Source organism: Bradyrhizobium sp. HKCCYLS3077 (assembly GCF_051167555.1).
Lineage (GTDB): Bacteria > Pseudomonadota > Alphaproteobacteria > Rhizobiales > Xanthobacteraceae > Bradyrhizobium.
Genome location: NZ_JBNPTH010000006.1, coordinates 540,628 through 558,597, shown reverse-complemented (window position 1 = coordinate 558,597; position 17,970 = coordinate 540,628). Strand labels below are relative to the sequence as shown.

The window sequence follows — 17,970 nt, the reverse complement described above, 5'->3', positions numbered from 1 at the left end:
AACACAGCTCATCCATACAATCCGCCTTGCTTGACAGAGCGGCGACCTGGGTAGTTACCGCTGCGCTCGCAATGACGGCGGCAATAGCCCGGGTCTCCTCGCGCATATCGCTCTGCGCCGGGGGTTGCACGCTCTCTCCACGCCGTCATTCCGGGGCATTCGCGCGCAAAATGGCGAAGCCATTTTGAGGCAGCGCGGATGAGCCCGGAATCCATAACCACGACCGTTTGCTTGTCGAAGATTGGCTTCGCAATCATCTCATGTCACACGCCAGCCTGTGGTTATGGATTCCGGGCTCGCGCCGCTGCGCGACGCGCCCCGGAATGACGTGGAGAGAGGACGGCAAAGCCTATCAGCTCCTCGCAAACACCAGCACGCCGTTGGCCGGGATTGTCACCATGGCCGAATTCGGCTGGCCGTGCAGCGCCGGGCCGCTGGCGGTCACCGCGCCGTTGTTGCCGACGACGCCCGGATTGACCCAATTATCGTAGACGTCGCTGTTGAACACCTCGTGCCAGGTGCCGCCGGCAGGGAAGCCAATGGCATAGTCGCGCCACGGCGTTTCGCTGAGGCTCACGATCACCATCACGTCGTCGCCCTTGCCGTCCCAGCGGTGGAAGGCGAGGACGCGGTTGGCGTCGTGGACGTGGACAATGGCGCAGCCTTCGCTCGTCAGCGCCGGATGGGTGCGGCGGATGGCGATCAGCTCGGATGTGAAGCGCATCGCATCCGCGGTGATCTTGTCCTCGCCGTCGAGCAGCGCCCATTGGATCGTGGTGTCCGGGCTCGGCGTATCGCTCCAGGGCCGGTCCTCGAACAGCTCCTGGCCCATGAACAGCATCGGGATGCCCGGCGCGGTCAGCAGCAGGCCGGTGGCGACGCGGCTGCGGCTGCGGGCGTACCAGCAGCGGCTGTCGATGGGATCGGCGAGACGCGAGATGCGCGGCTCGCGGCCGGCATAGACGATGTCGTGGTTCTCGATCGAGTTGACCGCGCGCCAGCGGTTGCCCAAGCCGAGATCGGCGATTGCCGCGGCGATCGGCTGCATCGCCACCGAAGCCCCTGCTCCACCCGCGGCACTGGCAATCGCGCCGCGGACGGCGAGCCGCAGGCCGTCGCTCCAGGTCGCATCGAAGCCGGCGCCGCCCGTGGCGATGTCCTTCACCACCCACGGATTGACCGGCCAGAATTCCGCGATCTGGATCGCGTCCGGCTTCTCGGCGCGCAGCGCCTCGGTGAGCTGCTGGCAGGTGGCCCAGCCGCCGAACCGGTCCATCACGCTGACCTCGTCGAAGCGCAGGCCGTCGGCGTGGTACTCGCGATAGAACATGATGGCGTTGTCGACGAGATACTGCCGCACGTCGGCGTTCCAATAGGCAAACACCTGCCCGCCGGCCCAGCCCTGGTCGGTGAAATACAGGCTGCGGTTCGGATCGCCGTAAGGCTGGCGGTCGAAGAACCAGATGCTGGCCTCGTCGAAACCGCCGCCGGCGTGGTTGTAGACGACGTCGAACAGCACGGCGATGCCATGGACATGGCAGACGTCGATCAGCGCGCGCAGCTGGTCGTCGCAATGCCTGATGACGCCGATATCGGCGTAAGGCGCGGCCCCGGCGGCCGTGAGGATCGAGTTGGTGCGCGCGAAATAAGCCGCGAGATGCGCCTCCTCGTGCTCGCCATAATCGGTCTCCGGGCTGAACAGGTCGGTGCCGTTGTAGCCCATGCTGAACATCGACGGGAATTCCTGCACCGGCAGCAGCTCGATGGCATTGATGCCGAGCTTCTTCAGATGCGGCACGCGCTCGATCACGTCGAAGAAGCAGCCGTCGGGATTGCCGGCTTTCATGTCGAAGCAGCCGACATGAAGCTGATAGATCACCAGCTCGTTGCTGGGCGGCGGCGTGAAGTCGGTATCATGCCAGGGAAAGGCTTGCGGGTTGCGCAGCACCGAATGCGCCTGCGGGAATGGCGGATCGACGGTGAGCAGCCGCGCGTGCGGATCGCGCTTGTAGCCCGAATTGCCCTCGCCCTCGACGAAATACATGTAGGCGTCGCCGTCCTTCAGGCCGGGGATGAAGATCGCCCAATGGCCATTGCCGATCGGCGCGAGGCGGCAGCTCGCATCCTGCGCCCAGTCGTTGAACGGGCCGGACACGTAGACCGCCTTGGCATGCGGCGCGAACACGCGGAAGGTGGCGCCGCCCGTCACGAGCGTGCCGCCCATGGGAGCCTGGAGAAGATGCATCTGCCGCAGCGAAATCCTCAAGCCTTCGGGAAATGGCGGCAGCGTAACAGGTTCCAGCAGCATATCCATGTCAGCCGCTCCCGATCAGAACAGCCGCGCGCCGTTCGGAACGGTCTTGTCCGGCTGGAACAGCACGACGTTGCCGGCCTCGTCCGGGAAGCCGAGCGTCAGCACCTCCGACATGAACTTGCCGATCTGCCGCGGCGGGAAGTTGACGACGCCCGCGACCTGGCGGCCGACCAGCGTGGCCGGATCATAGAGCGAGGCGATCTGCGCGCTCGAGCGCCTGGTGCCGATGGCGGGGCCGAAATCGATCGTCAGCTTCAGCGACGGCTTGCGCGCCTCCGGATAGGGCTCGGCGGCGACGATGGTGCCGATTCGGATGTCGACGGCGAGGAACTCGTCGAAGCTGATCTGAGCCGCCGCGGGTGCTGTCGGATCATGGGCGAGATGCATGGGCGGCCTCTTCGAACGCGGGACAGGCCGGCGGGGCATCATGGTTCCCGGCGCGGCGCGAATTGGAGATTCCTCAACCGGATCAATTTCTAGTCGCCGGGTCGGGCGGTGACAATGCGCCGGGCTGGGGATGGCGGGCTGGCGGGGACGGTTGGCCGGTTCGGTGTGGCGGATGGGTCGCAGGACGCACGGCATGCCCCCCGGACCCTACCCTCGGCAAAGCCGCACGGCCTCCACACCTACCGCCGTCATCCCGGCGCACGCCGGGATCCATAACCACAGGATGATGTCGCGACACGAGATGGCCCCACTTGCGCAAGGCAACGACCGTCACGGAGTATGGGTCCCGGGTCAGCGCCCGCCGCCGCTTCGCGTCGGCAGGCTTGCCCGGGACGACAGCGGAGGGGGGCGTGGCAGCGGAGGATCAGAACCCCAGCGCGACGCCAACTATGCGACATTCTCCAGGTGACACGCCACCCACTGGTCCTCGCCCTTCAGCCGCAGCTCAGGCACCTCGCTGCGGCAGCGGTCGAACGCCAGCGGGCAACGCGTGTGGAAGCGGCAGCCTTTCGGCGGGTTGACCGGGCTAGGCACATCGCCCTTCAGGATGATCGGTGAGCGCTCGGCGCCGGGCTCCGGGACGGGCACGGCTGACAGCAGCGCCTTGGTGTAGGGATGGCCGGGCGACGCAAAGATCTGCCGTCGGGGCGCGATCTCGACGATCTTGCCGAGATACATCACGGCGACGCGGTGCGTCATGTGCTCGACGATGGCGAGGTCGTGGCTGATGAAGAGGAGCGCGAGGCCGAACTCGCGCTGCAAATCCTGCAGCAGGTTCACGATCTGCGCCTTGACCGAGACGTCGAGCGCGGACACCGCCTCGTCGCAGACGATCAGCTCGGGCTTGGCAGCGAGCGCACGCGCAATGCCGATGCGCTGGCGCTGGCCGCCGGAGAATTCGTGCGGGCGGCGGTTCACGGCGTCGCGCGGCAGGCGGACGATCTCCATCAGCTCCTTGATCCGCGCGTCGAGCTCGGCCTTGTCCTTGGCGAGGCCGAAATTGTTGATCGGCTCGGCGAGGATGTCGCGGATGCGCATGCGCGGGTTGAGGCTGGAGAACGGGTCCTGGAACACGACCTGGACGCGGCGGCGCATCTCGCGCAGGCGATGCGGGCCGAGATCGTCGATGCGCTGGCCGTCGAGCACGATCTGGCCGCCGGTGATGTCGAACAGCCGCAGGATGGCGCGGCCGACGGTCGACTTGCCGCAGCCGGATTCGCCGACCAGCGACAACGTCTCGCCGCGCGCGATCTCGAACGACACGCCGTCGACCGCATGCACCTTGCTCCTGGTGCGGCCGAACAGCCCGCCCGAGATCGGAAAATGCTTCTTGAGGTCGTTGACCTGGAGCAGCGGCATGGTCATGCGGCAGCCTGCTCCTTGGCAGCGAAATGACAGGCGGCGATGTGATGCGCAGCCTTCTGCTCCAATCCCGGCGCGTATTGGCGGCAGAGGTCGGTTGCCAGCGCGCAGCGGCCGGCGAACACGCAACCTTCGATGCGCTGCTTGAGGTCCGGCACCTGGCCGGGGATTTCCGCAAGGCGCTTGGTCTCGCCTGACAGCGACGAGCCGAGCTTGGGCAGCGCGCCGAGCAGGCCCTGCGTATAGGGATGGCGCGGGCTGCGGAACAACTCCTTCACCGGGGCTTCCTCGACCTTGCGGCCCGCATACATCACCATCACCCGCTCGGCGACCTCGGCGACGACGCCGAGATCGTGCGTGATCAGGATGATCGCGGCGCCGACGCGCTGCTTCAGCTCCAGCATCAGCTTGAGAATCTGCGCCTGGATGGTGACGTCGAGCGCGGTGGTCGGCTCGTCCGCGATCAGGAGTTTTGGATTGCAGGCCAGCGCCATCGCGATCATCACGCGCTGGCGCATGCCGCCGGAGAGCTGGTGCGGATATTCGCGCACGCGGCGCGCGGGCTCGGGGATGCCGACCAATGTCAGCATCTCCACGGCGCGCGCCTCGGCCTGCGCCTGGTCGAGTCCCTGGTGCAGCCGCAGGGTCTCGCCGATCTGGCGGCCGACGGTCAGCACCGGATTGAGGCTGGTCATCGGCTCCTGGAAGATCATCGAGATGTCGTTGCCGCGCAAGCTCCGCATCTCGCGATCGCTGAGCGTCAGGATGTCCCGGCCCTCCAGCTTGATCGATCCCGCGATCTTGCCCGGCGGCTCCGGAATCAGGCGCATCATCGACATCGAGGTCACGGACTTGCCGCAGCCGGATTCGCCGACGATGGCGAGCGTTTCGCCCGGGTTGACGTGGAACGAGACGCCGTCGACGGCGCGGTTGATGCCGGTCGGCGTGCGGAAATGGACCTGGAGATTCTCGACCTCGAGCAGCGGCATTAGGTCAGCTCCCACTCGGCGTACGCGTCGATCACCCCGCCCGGTCTGACCAAATCAGGAGCGTGCCCCGCTCCCTCCCCTCGTCGTTCCGGGGCGCGCGTCAGCGCGAGCCCGGAACCCATATCCACAGGAAGACGTGTGAGGCACACGCGTTGTGGGATCTCGCTCCACATCATCTGCCTGTGGTTATGGATTCCGGGCTCAGCCCTGCGGGCTGCCCCGGAATGACGGACGGATAGATTGGAGCGGGTATTTGGCAGCTCTGACGCGGATGCCGAGATGGCGTGGACGGACATGTTTCTCACCACCACTCCGCTCATGGTGATTTCGCCATGCGCGGATCGAGCGCGTCGCGCAATCCGTCGCCGACGAGATTCACCGCCAGCACGGTCACCGACAGGAACGCCGCCGGGAAGAACACGATGTAGGGCTTGACCTGCCACAGCGCGCGGCCCTCGGCCATGATGTTGCCCCAGGACGGAATGGTCGGCGGCGTGCCGGCGCCGATGAAGGACAGGATCGCCTCGGTGATCATGGCGCTGGCGCAGATGTAGGTCGCCTGCACCAGCATCGGCGCCATGGTGTTGGGCAGGATGTGGCGCAGGATCACCATCGGCGTGCGCGTGCCCGAGGCGGCGGCGCCGTCGACATAGGGCTGCTCGCGCAAGCTGAGCACGACGCCGCGGATGAGGCGCGCGACGCGCGGGATCTCGGCGATGGTGATGGCGAGGATGACGTTGCCGACGCTGCCGCGCGTCAGCGCCATCAGCGCGACGGCGAGCAGGATCGGCGGGATCGACATCAACCCGTCCATGCAGCGCATCAGCACGCCATCGGCCCAGCGCAGGAAGCCGGCGACGAGGCCGATCGCGAGCCCGATCAGCGACGCGGCGAGCGCGACCGACAAGCCGACCGTCAGCGAGACGCGGGTGCCGTAGAGCACGCGCGAATAGATGTCGCGTCCGAGCGCGTCGGTGCCGAACCAGAAATCCGCCGACGGCAGCCGCGTGCGCTTGGCCGGCGCGATCGCGGTGGGATCGACGGTGAACAGGAACGGCGCGAATACGCCGATGATGACGAGCACCAGCAGCAACGCGCCGCCGATCGCGACCGTCGGATGGTTGCGCAGAAAGCCGATGGCGCCGCGCCGGATCTTTGGCGCCGCCATCAGGTCCGGCAGGCGAGGCGCGACGACGAGGCCCGGCGGCGGAGAGGTTGTGGTCGTGGCGGTCAATAGCGGATCCTCGGGTCGACCAGGGTGTAGGTGATGTCGATCAGGAGATTGACGAGCACATAGACGAAGCTGAACAGCAGCACGATGCCCTGGATGACGGGATAGTCACGGCGCAGGATGGCATCGATGGTGAGGCGGCCGAGGCCGGGAATGGCGAACACGCTCTCGGTGACCACGGCGCCGCCGATCAGCAGCGCGATGCCGATGCCGACCACGGTGACGATCGGCACCGCCGCGTTCTTCAGCGCGTGAATGAACAGGATGCCGCCCTGCCCCAGGCCCTTGGCGCGCGCGGTGCGGATATAGTCCTGCTGCAGCACCTCGAGCATGGCGGCGCGGGTGATGCGCGCGATCAGCGCGATGTAGACACAGCCGAGCGCCACCGCCGGCAGGATCAGGTTCTGCAGCCACGGCCAGAAGCCTTGCGACAGCGGCGTGTAGCCCTGCACCGGCAGGAGATCGAACTTCAGCGCGAACACATAAGCGAGGATGTAGCCGACGACGAACACCGGCACCGAGAAGCCGAACACGGCGAAGGCCATGATGACTCGATCGATCCAGGTGCCGGCCTTCCACGCCGCGATCACGCCGAGCGGCACCGCGATGAGGATGGTGAGGAACAAGGTCACCATCATCAGCGACAGCGTTGGCTCGATGCGCTGGGCGATCATCGCCGACACCGGAAGATTGGTGAAGATCGATGTGCCCAGATCAAAGTGCAGCAGACGCCACACCCAGCTGCCGAACTGGACCAGGAAGGGCTGGTCCAGTCCGAGATTGGCGCGGATGCGCTCGACGTCGGCCGGGCTCGCCTGATCACCCGCGATGACAACGGCCGGATCACCCGGCGCGATGTACAGCAGGCTGAAGACGAACAGCGCGACGATCGCCATCACCGGCAGGGTCGACAGCACGCGTCGAAGCGCATAAGCGAGCATGTTTGGTCAGTGCCTCACGCGGTCTTCGACACGCCCCAGAACAGCGGGATCGGCCCCTTGGTCACGCCGGAGACGTTCTTGCGCCAGGCGGTGTAGCCGAGGAAGAAGCCGGTCGGCGCGAACACGACGTCATCGATCGCCGCCTTGTTGATGCGCCCGGCAACCGCCTTCTCCTCGTCGAGCGACTTGGCGTTGAACCAGTTGGTGATCTCGGTCTCCACCTTCTCGCTGCTCGGCCAGCCGAACCACGCCTTGTCGCCATTGGCGCGCAGCGCATTATAGGCGGCCGGATTGATGCAGTCGGCGCCGGCATGCCAGGTGTGGAACATGTGCCAGCCCCCCTGAGACGGCGGCGTCTTCTGCGCGCGGCGGGCGCCGACCGTGCCCCAATCGGTGGCGACGAAATCGACATTCATGCCGAGCTTCTTGAGCAGATCGGCGGTGACGTCGCCGAACGCCTTGGTGATCGGCTGGTCCTGCGCGACCACGCAGGTGATCGGCTCGCCCTTGTAGCCGGCTTCCTCGAGCAGCTTCTTGGCCGCGGTGAAATCGCGCTTGCCCTTGAGGATGTCGCCGCCTTCCTCGGTGTAGAGCGGCGTGCCCGGGGTGAAGAAGCCCGGCAGCGGCTTCCACAGCGCGTTGTCGTCGCCGACCAGCGCGCGCATGTAGTCCTCCTGGCTCATCGCCATCAGGATGGCCTGGCGCGCCTTCGGATTGTTGAACGGCGCATGCAGATGGTTGATGCGGAACGCGCCGACATTGCCGAGGGGATCGCCGATATCGACGCCGATGTTCTTGTTGCCCTTCAAGACCGGCACGAGATCGGTGATCGGGTTCTCCCACCAGTCGACCTCGCCGTTCTGCAGCGCGGCGGCGGCCGTCGCAGGGTCCGGCATGATCACCCACTCCACGCGATCGACCAGCACCTGCTTGCCGCCGGCGAGCCACACCGGCTTCTCCTGGCGCGGCACGTAGTCGGTGAACTTCTCGAACACGGCCTTGGCGCCCGGCACCCATTCGCCCTTGGCGAACTTAAACGGACCGGAGCCGACATATTCGGACATCTGCTTGAACGGATCGGTCTGCGCGATGCGCTCGGGCATGATGAAGGCGCACGGCGCATTGCCCTTGCCGAGCGCGAACAGCATCTTCGGATAAGGCTGCTTCAGCACCCATTTGAAGGTCTTGTCGTCGACCGCGGTGAGCTCGTTCTGGATCGCCTTGAGCATCAGGCCCATCGGATCGCGCGCCGACCAGCGCGTCAGGCTGGCGACGACGTCCTTGGCGAGCACCGGCTCGCCGTCATGGAATTTCAGGCCCGAACGCAGCTTGAAGGTCCAGGTCAGGCCGTCGGAGGAGACCTCTTCGGACTCCACCATCTGGCGCTGCGGCACGAACTTGTCGTCGATGCCGTAAAGCGTGTCCCACACCATCGCCGCCGCGTTGCGCACGACATATTGCGTGCCCCAGATCGGATCGAAATTGGCGAGATTGGCCTGCGGCACGAAGCGCAGGGTGCGCGCCGAAGCGCCTTGGGCAATCGCCGGCGCCGCGAAGCCGCCCGTCAGCGCCAGACCACCCGCGCCCGCCAGTCCCTTCAATACCGTTCTGCGATCCATGTTCTCTCCTGATGCAACGTGCCTGAGATCAATTGCCGAATTTGTAAGCAAGGCCCATGCCATGAGCGTGGAGTGCATTCATTTGAACGCAAATGAGGCATGGAGCGCAAGAGCCCGCCTGTCTCCGCGCGTCATTCCGGGGCGTGCCGCGCAGCGGCGCGAGCCCGGAATCCATAGCCACAGGCGGGCGTTGGAGAAGCGAGATGTGGCCACCCGCGTGCCCCGCACATTTGCCCGTGGTTATGGATTCCGGGCTCATCGCTGCGCGATGCCCCGGAATGACGTGGGGAGAGATGAGGGCCGATCATCGCGTCTTCACCGGCGATCCATCGGCCATGAGCCGCTCGCCCTTGCGCTCGACGATCATGCCGTAAGCGGCGGGCTGGCGATGGACGTCGAAATTGAAGATCGTCTGCTTGTAGGACTTGCACAGATCGAGGTCGCAGCGCGCCAGCGCGATCTCGTCGCCCTTGGTGGCGCAGGCCGCGACGATCTCACCCGACGGCGCGATGATGCAGCTGCCGGCGATGTGGTCGACGCCCTCCTCGATGCCGCCCTTCGCCACTCCGATGACCCAGGTGCCGTTCTGATAGGCACCGGACTGCATCACGAGGCGGTTGTGGAACAGCGAGAGATCATTGTGCTCCGGCGCGGGCGGATTGTGCACCGGCGTGTTGTAGCCGATCAGCACCATCTCGACGCCCTGCAGGCCCATCACGCGATAGGTCTCGGGCCAGCGGCGGTCGTTACAGATCGCCATGCCGATGACGCCGCCGAATGCATCGGCCACGCCGAAATTCTTGCCCGGCTCGAAGTAACGCTTTTCCAGATGCTGGAACTCGCGCCACGGCTCATGCTCGGCATGCCCCGGCAGATGCACCTTGCGGTATTTCGAGACGATGCGGCCTTCCTTGTCGACGAGAATGGCGGTGTTGTAGCGGTGAATGACGCCGTCCTCGCTCGCGAGCTCGGCATAACCCAGGCAAAAGCCGACGCGCAGCTCCTTCGCAAGCGCGAACAGCGGCTGCGTCTCCGGCCCCGGCATCTCGCGCTCGAAATACGTATCGATCTCGGCCTGATCGGCCATGTACCAGCGCGGGAAGAAGGTCGTGAGCGCGAGCTCGGGATAGACGATGAGATCGCAGCCATTGGCGTGCGCCTGCCGCATCAAGGCGCTGAGCCGCGCGACGACCGCGCTGCGCGGCTCGCTCTTGGCGATGGGGCCGAGCTGGCCGATGGCGACGTTGACGAAGCGCGGCATGTTTCCTGTTCCTTATTCCGGAACTATTGAGTTCGCGGGGTGCGCTGCTCCTGCACTCATCATGCCATGCGCCTTCAATCGCGCAAGCCGGGTGCATAGCCGAACGCGACCGCCGGCTCGGCCGCGGTCTCGACCCACACGCTCTTCACCTGCGTATATTCGTGGAGCGCCTCGACGCCGGAGGAGCGGCCGTGACCGCTGTTGTTGAAACCACCGAAGGGCGAGGCGACGTTGATCGTCTTGTAGGAGTTGATCCAGAAGGTGCCGGCCTTCACGCTTGCTGCGACGCGATGCGCGCGCGCGACGTCACGGGTCCACACCGCACCCGCCAGACCGAACTCGCTGTCATTGGCGATCGCGATTGCCTCCTCCTCAGTCTCGAAGCGGATCGCGGCGACGACGGGACCGAACACCTCCTTGCGCGCGATGCCCATGGCGTTGGTGACGTTCTTGAGCACGGTCGGCTTGACGTAGTAGCCGCTGTCCGCGCGCTCACCATGGCTGCCGGCGACGATCTCGGCTCCCTCCGCCGCGCCCTCGCGGATCAGCGACAGCACGTGATCATATTGCTTGGCGTTGTTGATCGGACCGATCTCGGTCTCCGCCGACAGCGGATCACCGCATCTGATCTTGGCCGCGCCTTTCGCGACCAGATCGACGAAGCGGTCATACACCGCGCCCTGCACCAGCAGCCGCGAGCCCGCGACGCAGCTCTGTCCCGCACCGCCGAAGATCGCGGCCTGCGCGCCGATCGCGGCGCGTTCGAGATCGGCATCAGCGAACACGATGTTGGCGGACTTGCCGCCGAGCTCGAGCACGGAGGGGACGAGCCGCCGCGCCGCGGCCTCGCCGATCAGCCGCCCCGTCGGCACCGAGCCGACGAACACGACCTTCTTCACCGCGGGCTGCGCCAGCGCCGCCTGACCGGTGGTGTGACCGAAGCCCGCGAGCACGTTGACGACGCCCTTCGGCAGGCCGGCACCTTCCGCGATGACCGCGAGGGCCAGTGACGTCAGCGGCGTCAGCTCGGACGGCTTGAGGATCACGGCATTGCCCATGCTGATCGCCGGCGCGATCTGCCAGCCGGCGGTGAAGACCGGCGCGTTCCACGGCGTAATCTGCAGCACCACGCCCATCGGCTCGCGGCGCGTGTAGTTGAGATGGCTCGTCGGCACCGGAATGACGTCGCCGTGGAATTTGTCCGCCCAGCCGGCGTAGTACTCGAACATCTCCGCGACCTTGGCGACTTCGCCTCTGGTGTCGCGGATCGGCTTGCCGGCGGAGAGCGATTCCAATTGGGCCAGCTGTTCGGCTGAAGCCAGGATCGCGCGCGCGACCGCCTGCATCACGCGGCCGCGGCCGGCGGCCGTCACGCGCGCCCATTCCGCCTGCCCCGCGACGGCCGCCTTTGCAGCACGCGCCGCGACGTCGGCACCCGCATCCGCATAGCTGAACAGCAATTGCCCGGTCGCGGGATCGTTCACCGAGACGATCGCGCCATCGCCGATGACGAGCTGGCCGCCGACATGCGAGCCGATGCGCGAAAACTCGGGCCAGAACGGCCTGACGGCCTCGCGCAGACGCGGGTCGATGAAGTGTGTCATGGCGGCACTCATGTCTTCGAGATCGGGCCGAGCTGCAGCTCGACGATACGGTTGAAATCTTCGGGATCGGCGATGCTGCCTGCACTCTCCGCCCAGATGCGCGCGGTGTCGGCCGCCATCGGCAGCGCGAGCCCGAGTTCGCCGATGAACTGCGCCGCGAGCCTCACGTCCTTGCGCATCAGCTGCATCGTGAAGCCGGAATCGAAGGCGCCGTTGAGGATCCAGTTGGGCACGTTGACCTGGGTGACGCCGGAGCGGCCGGAGCCGGCATTGAGGCCGTCGAGCAGCCTCACGGCATCGACGCCCGCGGCATCGGCGATGCGCAGCGCTTCGGCGGCGGTGAGCAGATGCGCGGCGCAGAGCAGATTGTTGACGATCTTGGCGACGTTGCCGGCGCCGACGCCGCCGACATGCACGCGCTTGGCGCTCATCTTCTCCAGCACCGGCAGCACGCGCGCGAGATCATCGTCGTCGGCACCGATCACCATGGTCATCGTGCCCGTCGCCGCGCCCTTCGGCCCGCCGCTGACCGGCGCATCGACGAAGCCCATGCCGCGCGCCGCGAGCAGAGCAGCGAGCCGGCGCGAGGTTTCGGGATGCGACGTGGAGGTGTCGACGATGACGACGCCGGGGCGCGCATGCGCGAGGATGCCGTCGGCGCCTTCCACCACGCGCGCAACGATCTCGGCCGTCGGCAGCGACAGGATGATGGTGTCGGCGGCGGCGACCACCGCGCCAATGCTCTCCGCGACGGCAAGGCCCGCGGCGGCCAGCGCCGCGCGGGTTGCCTCGGATGCGTCATAGCCGGTGACGGCAAAGCCCGCGCCCTTCAGCGTCAGCGCCATGCCGCGCCCCATGTTGCCAAGTCCGATGATGCCGACGGCGGTCACGATGCCTCCTGAGATCCTGCCCAGAAAATCTAGCCGCCTGATTTCAGGGCAGACATCAGCGAGGCCCCGCACTAGTGTTGACCTCTGGTCAACACTCGTCCGAAGCCCATGTCCGCCCTGCTCGACCACCATCGGCTCCATTATCTTCACGAAGCGATCCGACTCGGCTCGGTCCGCGCGGCGGCCGAGGCCCTCGACATCAACGCCTCCGTGATCAGCCGGCAGATCGCGCTGCTGGAAAAGGAGCTCGGGCTCACGCTGGTCGAGCGGCTCAGCCGTGGCATCCGCGGCACCGCGGCCGGCGCGCTGCTGGCCGAGCGCTTCCGGCAATGGCAGGCCGACCAGGCCGACACCGTGGCCAAGCTGCGCGAGCTGCAGGGGCTCAAGCGCGGCCATGTCGACATCGTGCTCGGCGAAGGCTTCGTCAGCGACCTCATGTCCGGCCCGCTCGGCCGCTTCTGGCAGCGCCATCCGGACCTGACGATGTCGTTCGATCTCGCCGGCACCAACGAGGTCGTCAACGCCGTGGCAGAGGACCGCTGTCACATCGGCCTGGTGTTCAACCCGTCGGCCGATCCACGCATCCGCGTCGCCACCGCGAGCCGCCAGCCGCTCTGCGCGATCGTGCCGCCGGATCATGCGCTGGCGCGGCTCGGCCGCCCTTTGAGGCTCCGCGAGCTCGCCGACCATCCGCTCGGCCTGATGCATCCGAGCTACGGCACGCGACAGATCCTGGCGATGGCGGAGGCCGCCGAGCACATCGCGCTCGCGCCGAAGCTGACGACGAGCTCGATCAACGTGCTCCGCCATTTCGTCAAGAGCGGCCTCGGCCTGACGCTCCTCCCGGCCTTCTCCATCGCCGCCGATCTCGCCGACGGTTCGCTCGCTGCCATCACGATCGAGAATCGCCTGCTGTCGTCGAGCGAGGCCTGCGTGATCACACGACGCGGCCGCGAACTGCCGCCGGCCGCCAGCCAACTGCTGCGCTTCCTCAGCGGCCAGATGCGGGCGTTCCGGGCGGCCGCGGCGCAACGTGGCCCCAAGGCACAGGCGAGCGCCCGCTGACCTTGGGGACCTCCGCGAGGGATCTGGCATTGCGCAAGGCTTCCGCTTGCGGTTGGATGCGGCAGCATCACGAGACCATCATGCGCAGACTCATCGCGATCGCAGTAAGCCTCGCGGCGGCAACCGCCGCGCGGGCCGAGACGTGCCAAGTCATCGGCAACCAGATCATCTGCGACGACGGCACCTCCGGGCAGCGGATCGGCAACACCACCTATTGGAATGACGGCTCGACGTCGCAGCAGGTCGGCCGCTTCACCTACAACAGCGACGGCACGAGCTCACAGCAGCTCGGCAACCGCACCACCTCCAGCGACGGCTCGTCATCGCAGACGATCGGCAACACGACCTATTACAGCGATGGCAGGACCTGCCGGCGGATCGCCAATCGGATCCATTGCGATTAGCCGCCGGCAACGCGGCCGGACCGAAGCGACGGTGTATTGTTTGGGAGCTGGGATGGCTGGAGCGGTCGAAGGAAATCGAACCCTCCTATTCAGCTTGGAAGTCCGTGGTCGGCTGTATCACCCAACTTCTCGGCGCGCGAATCAATCACGCACCGATAGCGAATGTCGGCTTTCCCCCAAAACGACGGAGTTACCGCACGGCGTCGAGACGACGCGATGGGTCAAAATGAGACATTCGATCGTGCCGATGCTAGTCCTATTCCGGTAAGCGATGGGATAGTTGTGCAGTAACTGTCTCCGAAGGCGACTGATTGGAGGGATCATGGCTCGGGACGATTGGTTTCGCAACAAAACCTGGAACGACGAAATCGAGCTCAATTTCCGGCAGCGACTTCGCCGAGCGCGCGACAAATCTCAAATACTGCGGATTCAGGCAAGCTGTCTCGCGAAGTGCCATCCTGCGGTCGCATTGAGGCTACTGGATGAATACTTCTCGCTTGGCAACCATTTCGACACAGCACAGGCTTACGTTAATAAGGCCCAAGCTATGATCGCTCTTCGCGATGTGCAGGGAGCTTTATCTTCGTACGAAGCCGCTCTTGTGCAGGAAGACCTACACCCTTCTTTTAAGACGCAGGCCTATCTGGAATTCGCGTGTCTAGTGATAGAGACGCCAGTCGCGCCCCTTTACCGCCGCGCTTTGGAGATCCTTGAGTCTCATGGTGACAGACTAATGTTTCCGGTCGACCGGTACCGCGCCAACGGAGCACGTGCCCTTCTCCTTCAACACTTAGGGCATATACAGGAGGCACGTGACGCAGCGAACGCGGCAATGGCTGCGGCGCGCGAGACCCGATCCGGGTTTCGGTATCATCAGAATATCGGCCTGGTGAAAGACACCGAAGATGCCTTCGCCAAGCGTATTGCCGAGCTTGCGTCATAGGTCCGCTTCGGGTCGTTTTCAACCGAGTCTGCGGGCGCTGCCTACCACATGTTGTCAATGGCATTTCAGGAGAGCGCTTGACGCTCTAGCAGTAACTAGGCGGCATCGACCTTCCGCAACTCCCTCTTCGCCTTCTCCCGATCCTCATCCGTCTCCACCTCGTCGACGCGCTCTTGGAAGATGATGCGGATCTCCTCCAGAGCTTCGTCGCCTCCGCCAATGCAGCCACGCTTACGCTCGGACTTTTTCGCGTCGATAGGCTTGAGAAATAGGATCAGTTGGTTCGTGGCTTTGATGGTCGTGTCACGCATCTTACTTGATGCACGACTTCGCGTGGCGAACAGTGAAAAATTCGCAACGCGCGCGAGCGATTCGTAGTTCGTGGCGAAGCAACCTGATCGAATTTGGTGTAGTACACGCTCGATTGCAGAGGTCATCAGTCGCAAAGGCTGATGCTCTGGCGATAAAGCACGACACGACAAGGACTTAGGAAAATCGATGCGCCCGAAAGTGCGCCCGACCTGCGCCCGAGTTGAGTTTTCCACAGCGCAAAAACGTCGATTGACGGGAGTTAAACAGCCGCGCAACCAACTGAATAACCTACGGTTTTGGCTAAATGCAACTGGAGCGGGTGAAGGGAATCGAACCCTCGTATTCAGCTTGGAAGGCTGCTGCTCTACCATTGAGCTACACCCGCATCGAGGCGTTCCCTAACATGGTCCGTCGCGGGTCTCAACCTCCCTTCGGGGCCGATTTTCGAGCGTTCCAAGCGGGTTCGCCGGGTGGCGCGTGCACCGCATCAGACCGGGCGAGTTCCGTAATCGGCCCCCCTATCCGCCTGGCCCGGGGCGTCCTATATTGATCGAACCATCAACAACGAAAGGAGGTGATCCAGTGTCTTTTACCAAGCGCTGTCACCTCGCTGGGATCGCCCGCTGAGCAGCTCTTCGTGAGCAACGGTCGATGTGCGTACGGCTCGTCAGCGCTCTTGCGCCATCGCAGCTCGGCAACGGGGCGGTCTCGGCCCTGGACCAGCGAGTTCAAGATCGGAAGCGCGGCGGGTCTTGCGGCCCGCCGCGTTTTTTATGGCCCAGTTGTATGGCGTCAGCCGCCCTCGCCGGCGGGTTTCTCCGGCTTGCTGCCGACGAACCGTCGCGCCAGGAACCCGCCGAATCCGAGCATCCAGAAATACTGCACGTATTCGGGCGCGTAGGCCGCGAGCACGATTCCCGGCACGAACACGACGACCGGAAAGACGGCGCCGGCGATCTCGGCATGGCGGCCCCCTGCCAGGGCCAGCCACCAGAGCGCGGCGTTCAACGCGGCGATGATGGTCAGATGCAGGCCGTAGAGCACGGCGACCGCGCTGGACAGCCGGTAGCTGCTGTAGAGCCCGTTGGTGACCGGCAGGAGCACGATCGACAGCAGGAAGAACAGATTGAGGATGACGACGAAGCGGCTGCCGAACGGCTGCCGCGCCAGCCGCCGGTGATGGCTGATCCAGAACACGCCGGCGATGATGAAGCTGAGCACCAGCCCGGCCAGCCGGCCCGAATAGATGTGGGCCAGGTCGTCCCAGCCCGGCATCTGCGCGAAATTCGGCTTCGGAAGGTCATAGGCGAGCAGCGTCATCGCCACGCCGAAGATGGTGTTGGAGAGCGACTCCAGTCGGCGCATCTCGAACAGGTCGGATTGAGGTTCGGTCATGTCACACGGAGGCAGCGGCAGAAGGGACCAGAATGAGCGGCTGACGCGCTCTATAGCAGGTCTCGCGCCGCGCTGCCCGCTATCGACGCCGCACGCGGACGGCGCGGCGTCACACTCCCTCCCCGCTTGGCCTCAACATCCGTCTTCAGCGGCAGGCATAGAGACGGCCATCGAAGCCGCGATAGCTGCGGGTCGTCGGGTTGTAGCTGCGATACTGGACGCAGGCCGGCAGCCCCGCGGTGCGCAAACGGGGCTTATCCTCCGCCTGCAGCCTGGCGGCCACCGGGGTCGCGGCAGGCCGCGCCAGCACGATCATCGGACGGCTGCCAGCCGTCCGCGTCGCCTTGCCCGAGTCGTTGCCTTCGGTCTTCGACGCGTCGGCCTGCCCGGTCTTTGCGGCCGGCTTGGCAGCTGAGGGTTTCGCCACGGCCGCATCCTTGACTGCCGGAGTCCTGATCGCAGGCTCCTTGCCCCCAGACTCCTTGGCGGCGATCGTCACAGCCGAGCTCGGCACGGCCTTGCCCGACGATTTGGCGGCAGGGGCTGCCACCGATGGGCTCGCGGCCGAGAGCTTGGCCGGCTTGCCCGCAGCCGTTGATTTCGGCGCGGATTTGATCGGTGCCGGCGCAGCGGCGGCCGGCTCCGCAGCAGCCGTCTTGTGGCCGGGCTCCGGCTTGTCGGCCTCTGCGGCCGGCGTGGTCTCTGCGGGCGCCGCGGATGGCGGTGCAGCGGCCTCGGCCGTGACAGGCTTCGCCTCGGTGCCGGCCGGCTGCGACATCGTCGAGGCGGCGTTGGTCGACGCGGTCTTGTCATCCGCGGCCGGCTTGTCCTCGGCCACGGGCGCGTCGGCTGGTTTCTTGATCAGCTTCTTGCAATCGAGCGGGAACACCAACTCGCCTGACGCCGTCAGTCCGATCGGCTCGCAGCCGCCGAAGGGTCCGCTGTCCTTGCCGGCTTCCTTGGCCAGCTCACCCGATGATGCCGCGCCACCGGACTCCGCGCCTTGCGCAAGCGGAAAGCCGAAAGCAACCTGAAATAGAACAACGCCGCACAGCAAACCGGCCTGGCCGGCCTTCCGCCCCGATACACGCATGACACGCTCGCTCAACGCACCCACTGCCGTCAGGCGACCACGCCATTGAGGCAAGTCTGTGAAGCGCAGGCTGCAAAGCCGCGAGCGGATGTCAATTCGA

Annotated in this window: 16 protein-coding genes and 1 tRNA gene; 3 read left to right on the top strand and 14 right to left on the bottom strand. The window is 65.7% G+C overall.

Annotation, left to right across the window (positions count from 1 at the left end):
* Positions 1-352: 352 nt before the first annotated feature.
* The 10 genes from ACQR0Z_RS26040 to ACQR0Z_RS25995 all read right to left on the bottom strand — a co-directional run bounded on the left by ACQR0Z_RS26040 (position 353) and on the right by ACQR0Z_RS25995 (position 12,658).
* A complete protein-coding gene (locus ACQR0Z_RS26040) occupies positions 353-2,314 on the bottom strand; it encodes an alpha amylase C-terminal domain-containing protein (RefSeq protein ID WP_434920526.1) in 1,962 nt (653 codons plus the stop codon).
* Positions 2,315-2,329: 15 nt separating this feature from the next.
* The gene (locus tag ACQR0Z_RS26035) at positions 2,330-2,701 is read right to left on the bottom strand and encodes a tRNA-binding protein (RefSeq protein ID WP_434920525.1); all 372 of its coding nucleotides are present in this window, start codon (positions 2,699-2,701) and stop codon (positions 2,330-2,332) included.
* Positions 2,702-3,148: 447 nt separating this feature from the next.
* Positions 3,149-4,126 (bottom strand): ABC transporter ATP-binding protein, encoded by a 978-nt coding sequence (locus tag ACQR0Z_RS26030; RefSeq protein WP_434920524.1) that lies wholly within the window; start codon positions 4,124-4,126, stop codon positions 3,149-3,151.
* Entirely contained in the window at positions 4,123-5,112 is a 990-nt protein-coding gene (locus tag ACQR0Z_RS26025) for an ABC transporter ATP-binding protein (RefSeq protein ID WP_434920523.1), read from the bottom strand. The genes ACQR0Z_RS26030 and ACQR0Z_RS26025 overlap by 4 nt, the downstream gene beginning before the upstream one ends.
* A gap of 316 nt (positions 5,113-5,428) precedes the next feature.
* On the bottom strand, positions 5,429-6,346 hold the full coding sequence (locus ACQR0Z_RS26020) for an ABC transporter permease (protein ID WP_434920522.1): 918 nt from the start codon (positions 6,344-6,346) through the stop codon (positions 5,429-5,431).
* A complete protein-coding gene (locus ACQR0Z_RS26015; RefSeq protein ID WP_434875579.1) occupies positions 6,343-7,284 on the bottom strand; it encodes an ABC transporter permease in 942 nt (313 codons plus the stop codon). The genes ACQR0Z_RS26020 and ACQR0Z_RS26015 overlap by 4 nt, the downstream gene beginning before the upstream one ends.
* Before the next feature lie 14 nt (positions 7,285-7,298).
* Entirely contained in the window at positions 7,299-8,903 is a 1,605-nt protein-coding gene (locus ACQR0Z_RS26010) for an ABC transporter substrate-binding protein (RefSeq protein WP_434920521.1), read from the bottom strand.
* A gap of 304 nt (positions 8,904-9,207) precedes the next feature.
* Positions 9,208-10,164: an N-carbamoyl-D-amino-acid hydrolase gene (locus ACQR0Z_RS26005; protein WP_434920520.1), complete on the bottom strand. Its 957-nt coding sequence runs from the start codon at positions 10,162-10,164 to the stop codon at positions 9,208-9,210.
* A gap of 74 nt (positions 10,165-10,238) precedes the next feature.
* The gene (locus tag ACQR0Z_RS26000) at positions 10,239-11,768 is read right to left on the bottom strand and encodes an aldehyde dehydrogenase family protein (protein ID WP_434920519.1); all 1,530 of its coding nucleotides are present in this window, start codon (positions 11,766-11,768) and stop codon (positions 10,239-10,241) included.
* Between the two features lie 8 nt (positions 11,769-11,776).
* Positions 11,777-12,658: an NAD(P)-dependent oxidoreductase gene (locus tag ACQR0Z_RS25995; protein WP_434875575.1), complete on the bottom strand. Its 882-nt coding sequence runs from the start codon at positions 12,656-12,658 to the stop codon at positions 11,777-11,779.
* A gap of 108 nt (positions 12,659-12,766) precedes the next feature.
* Between ACQR0Z_RS25995 and ACQR0Z_RS25990 the strand changes: the two genes are divergently transcribed.
* From ACQR0Z_RS25990 to ACQR0Z_RS25980, 3 genes are all read left to right on the top strand, one after another.
* On the top strand, positions 12,767-13,723 hold the full coding sequence (locus ACQR0Z_RS25990; protein ID WP_434920518.1) for a LysR family transcriptional regulator: 957 nt from the start codon (positions 12,767-12,769) through the stop codon (positions 13,721-13,723).
* Between the two features lie 80 nt (positions 13,724-13,803).
* On the top strand, positions 13,804-14,127 hold the full coding sequence (locus ACQR0Z_RS25985; RefSeq protein ID WP_434920517.1) for a hypothetical protein: 324 nt from the start codon (positions 13,804-13,806) through the stop codon (positions 14,125-14,127).
* Between the two features lie 322 nt (positions 14,128-14,449).
* Positions 14,450-15,070 (top strand): hypothetical protein, encoded by a 621-nt coding sequence (locus ACQR0Z_RS25980; protein WP_434920516.1) that lies wholly within the window; start codon positions 14,450-14,452, stop codon positions 15,068-15,070.
* Between the two features lie 95 nt (positions 15,071-15,165).
* Here the strand turns inward: ACQR0Z_RS25980 and ACQR0Z_RS25975 are convergent, their stop codons facing one another.
* From ACQR0Z_RS25975 to ACQR0Z_RS25960, 4 genes are all read right to left on the bottom strand, one after another.
* On the bottom strand, positions 15,166-15,381 hold the full coding sequence (locus tag ACQR0Z_RS25975) for a hypothetical protein (protein WP_434920515.1): 216 nt from the start codon (positions 15,379-15,381) through the stop codon (positions 15,166-15,168).
* A gap of 312 nt (positions 15,382-15,693) precedes the next feature.
* Positions 15,694-15,767 (bottom strand) — tRNA-Gly (locus ACQR0Z_RS25970).
* A gap of 407 nt (positions 15,768-16,174) precedes the next feature.
* The gene (locus tag ACQR0Z_RS25965) at positions 16,175-16,777 is read right to left on the bottom strand and encodes a TMEM175 family protein (protein WP_434920514.1); all 603 of its coding nucleotides are present in this window, start codon (positions 16,775-16,777) and stop codon (positions 16,175-16,177) included.
* Positions 16,778-16,922: 145 nt separating this feature from the next.
* Positions 16,923-17,870, bottom strand: coding sequence for a hypothetical protein (locus ACQR0Z_RS25960; protein ID WP_434920513.1), 948 nt, complete (start codon positions 17,868-17,870; stop codon positions 16,923-16,925).
* Positions 17,871-17,970: the final 100 nt, after the last annotated feature.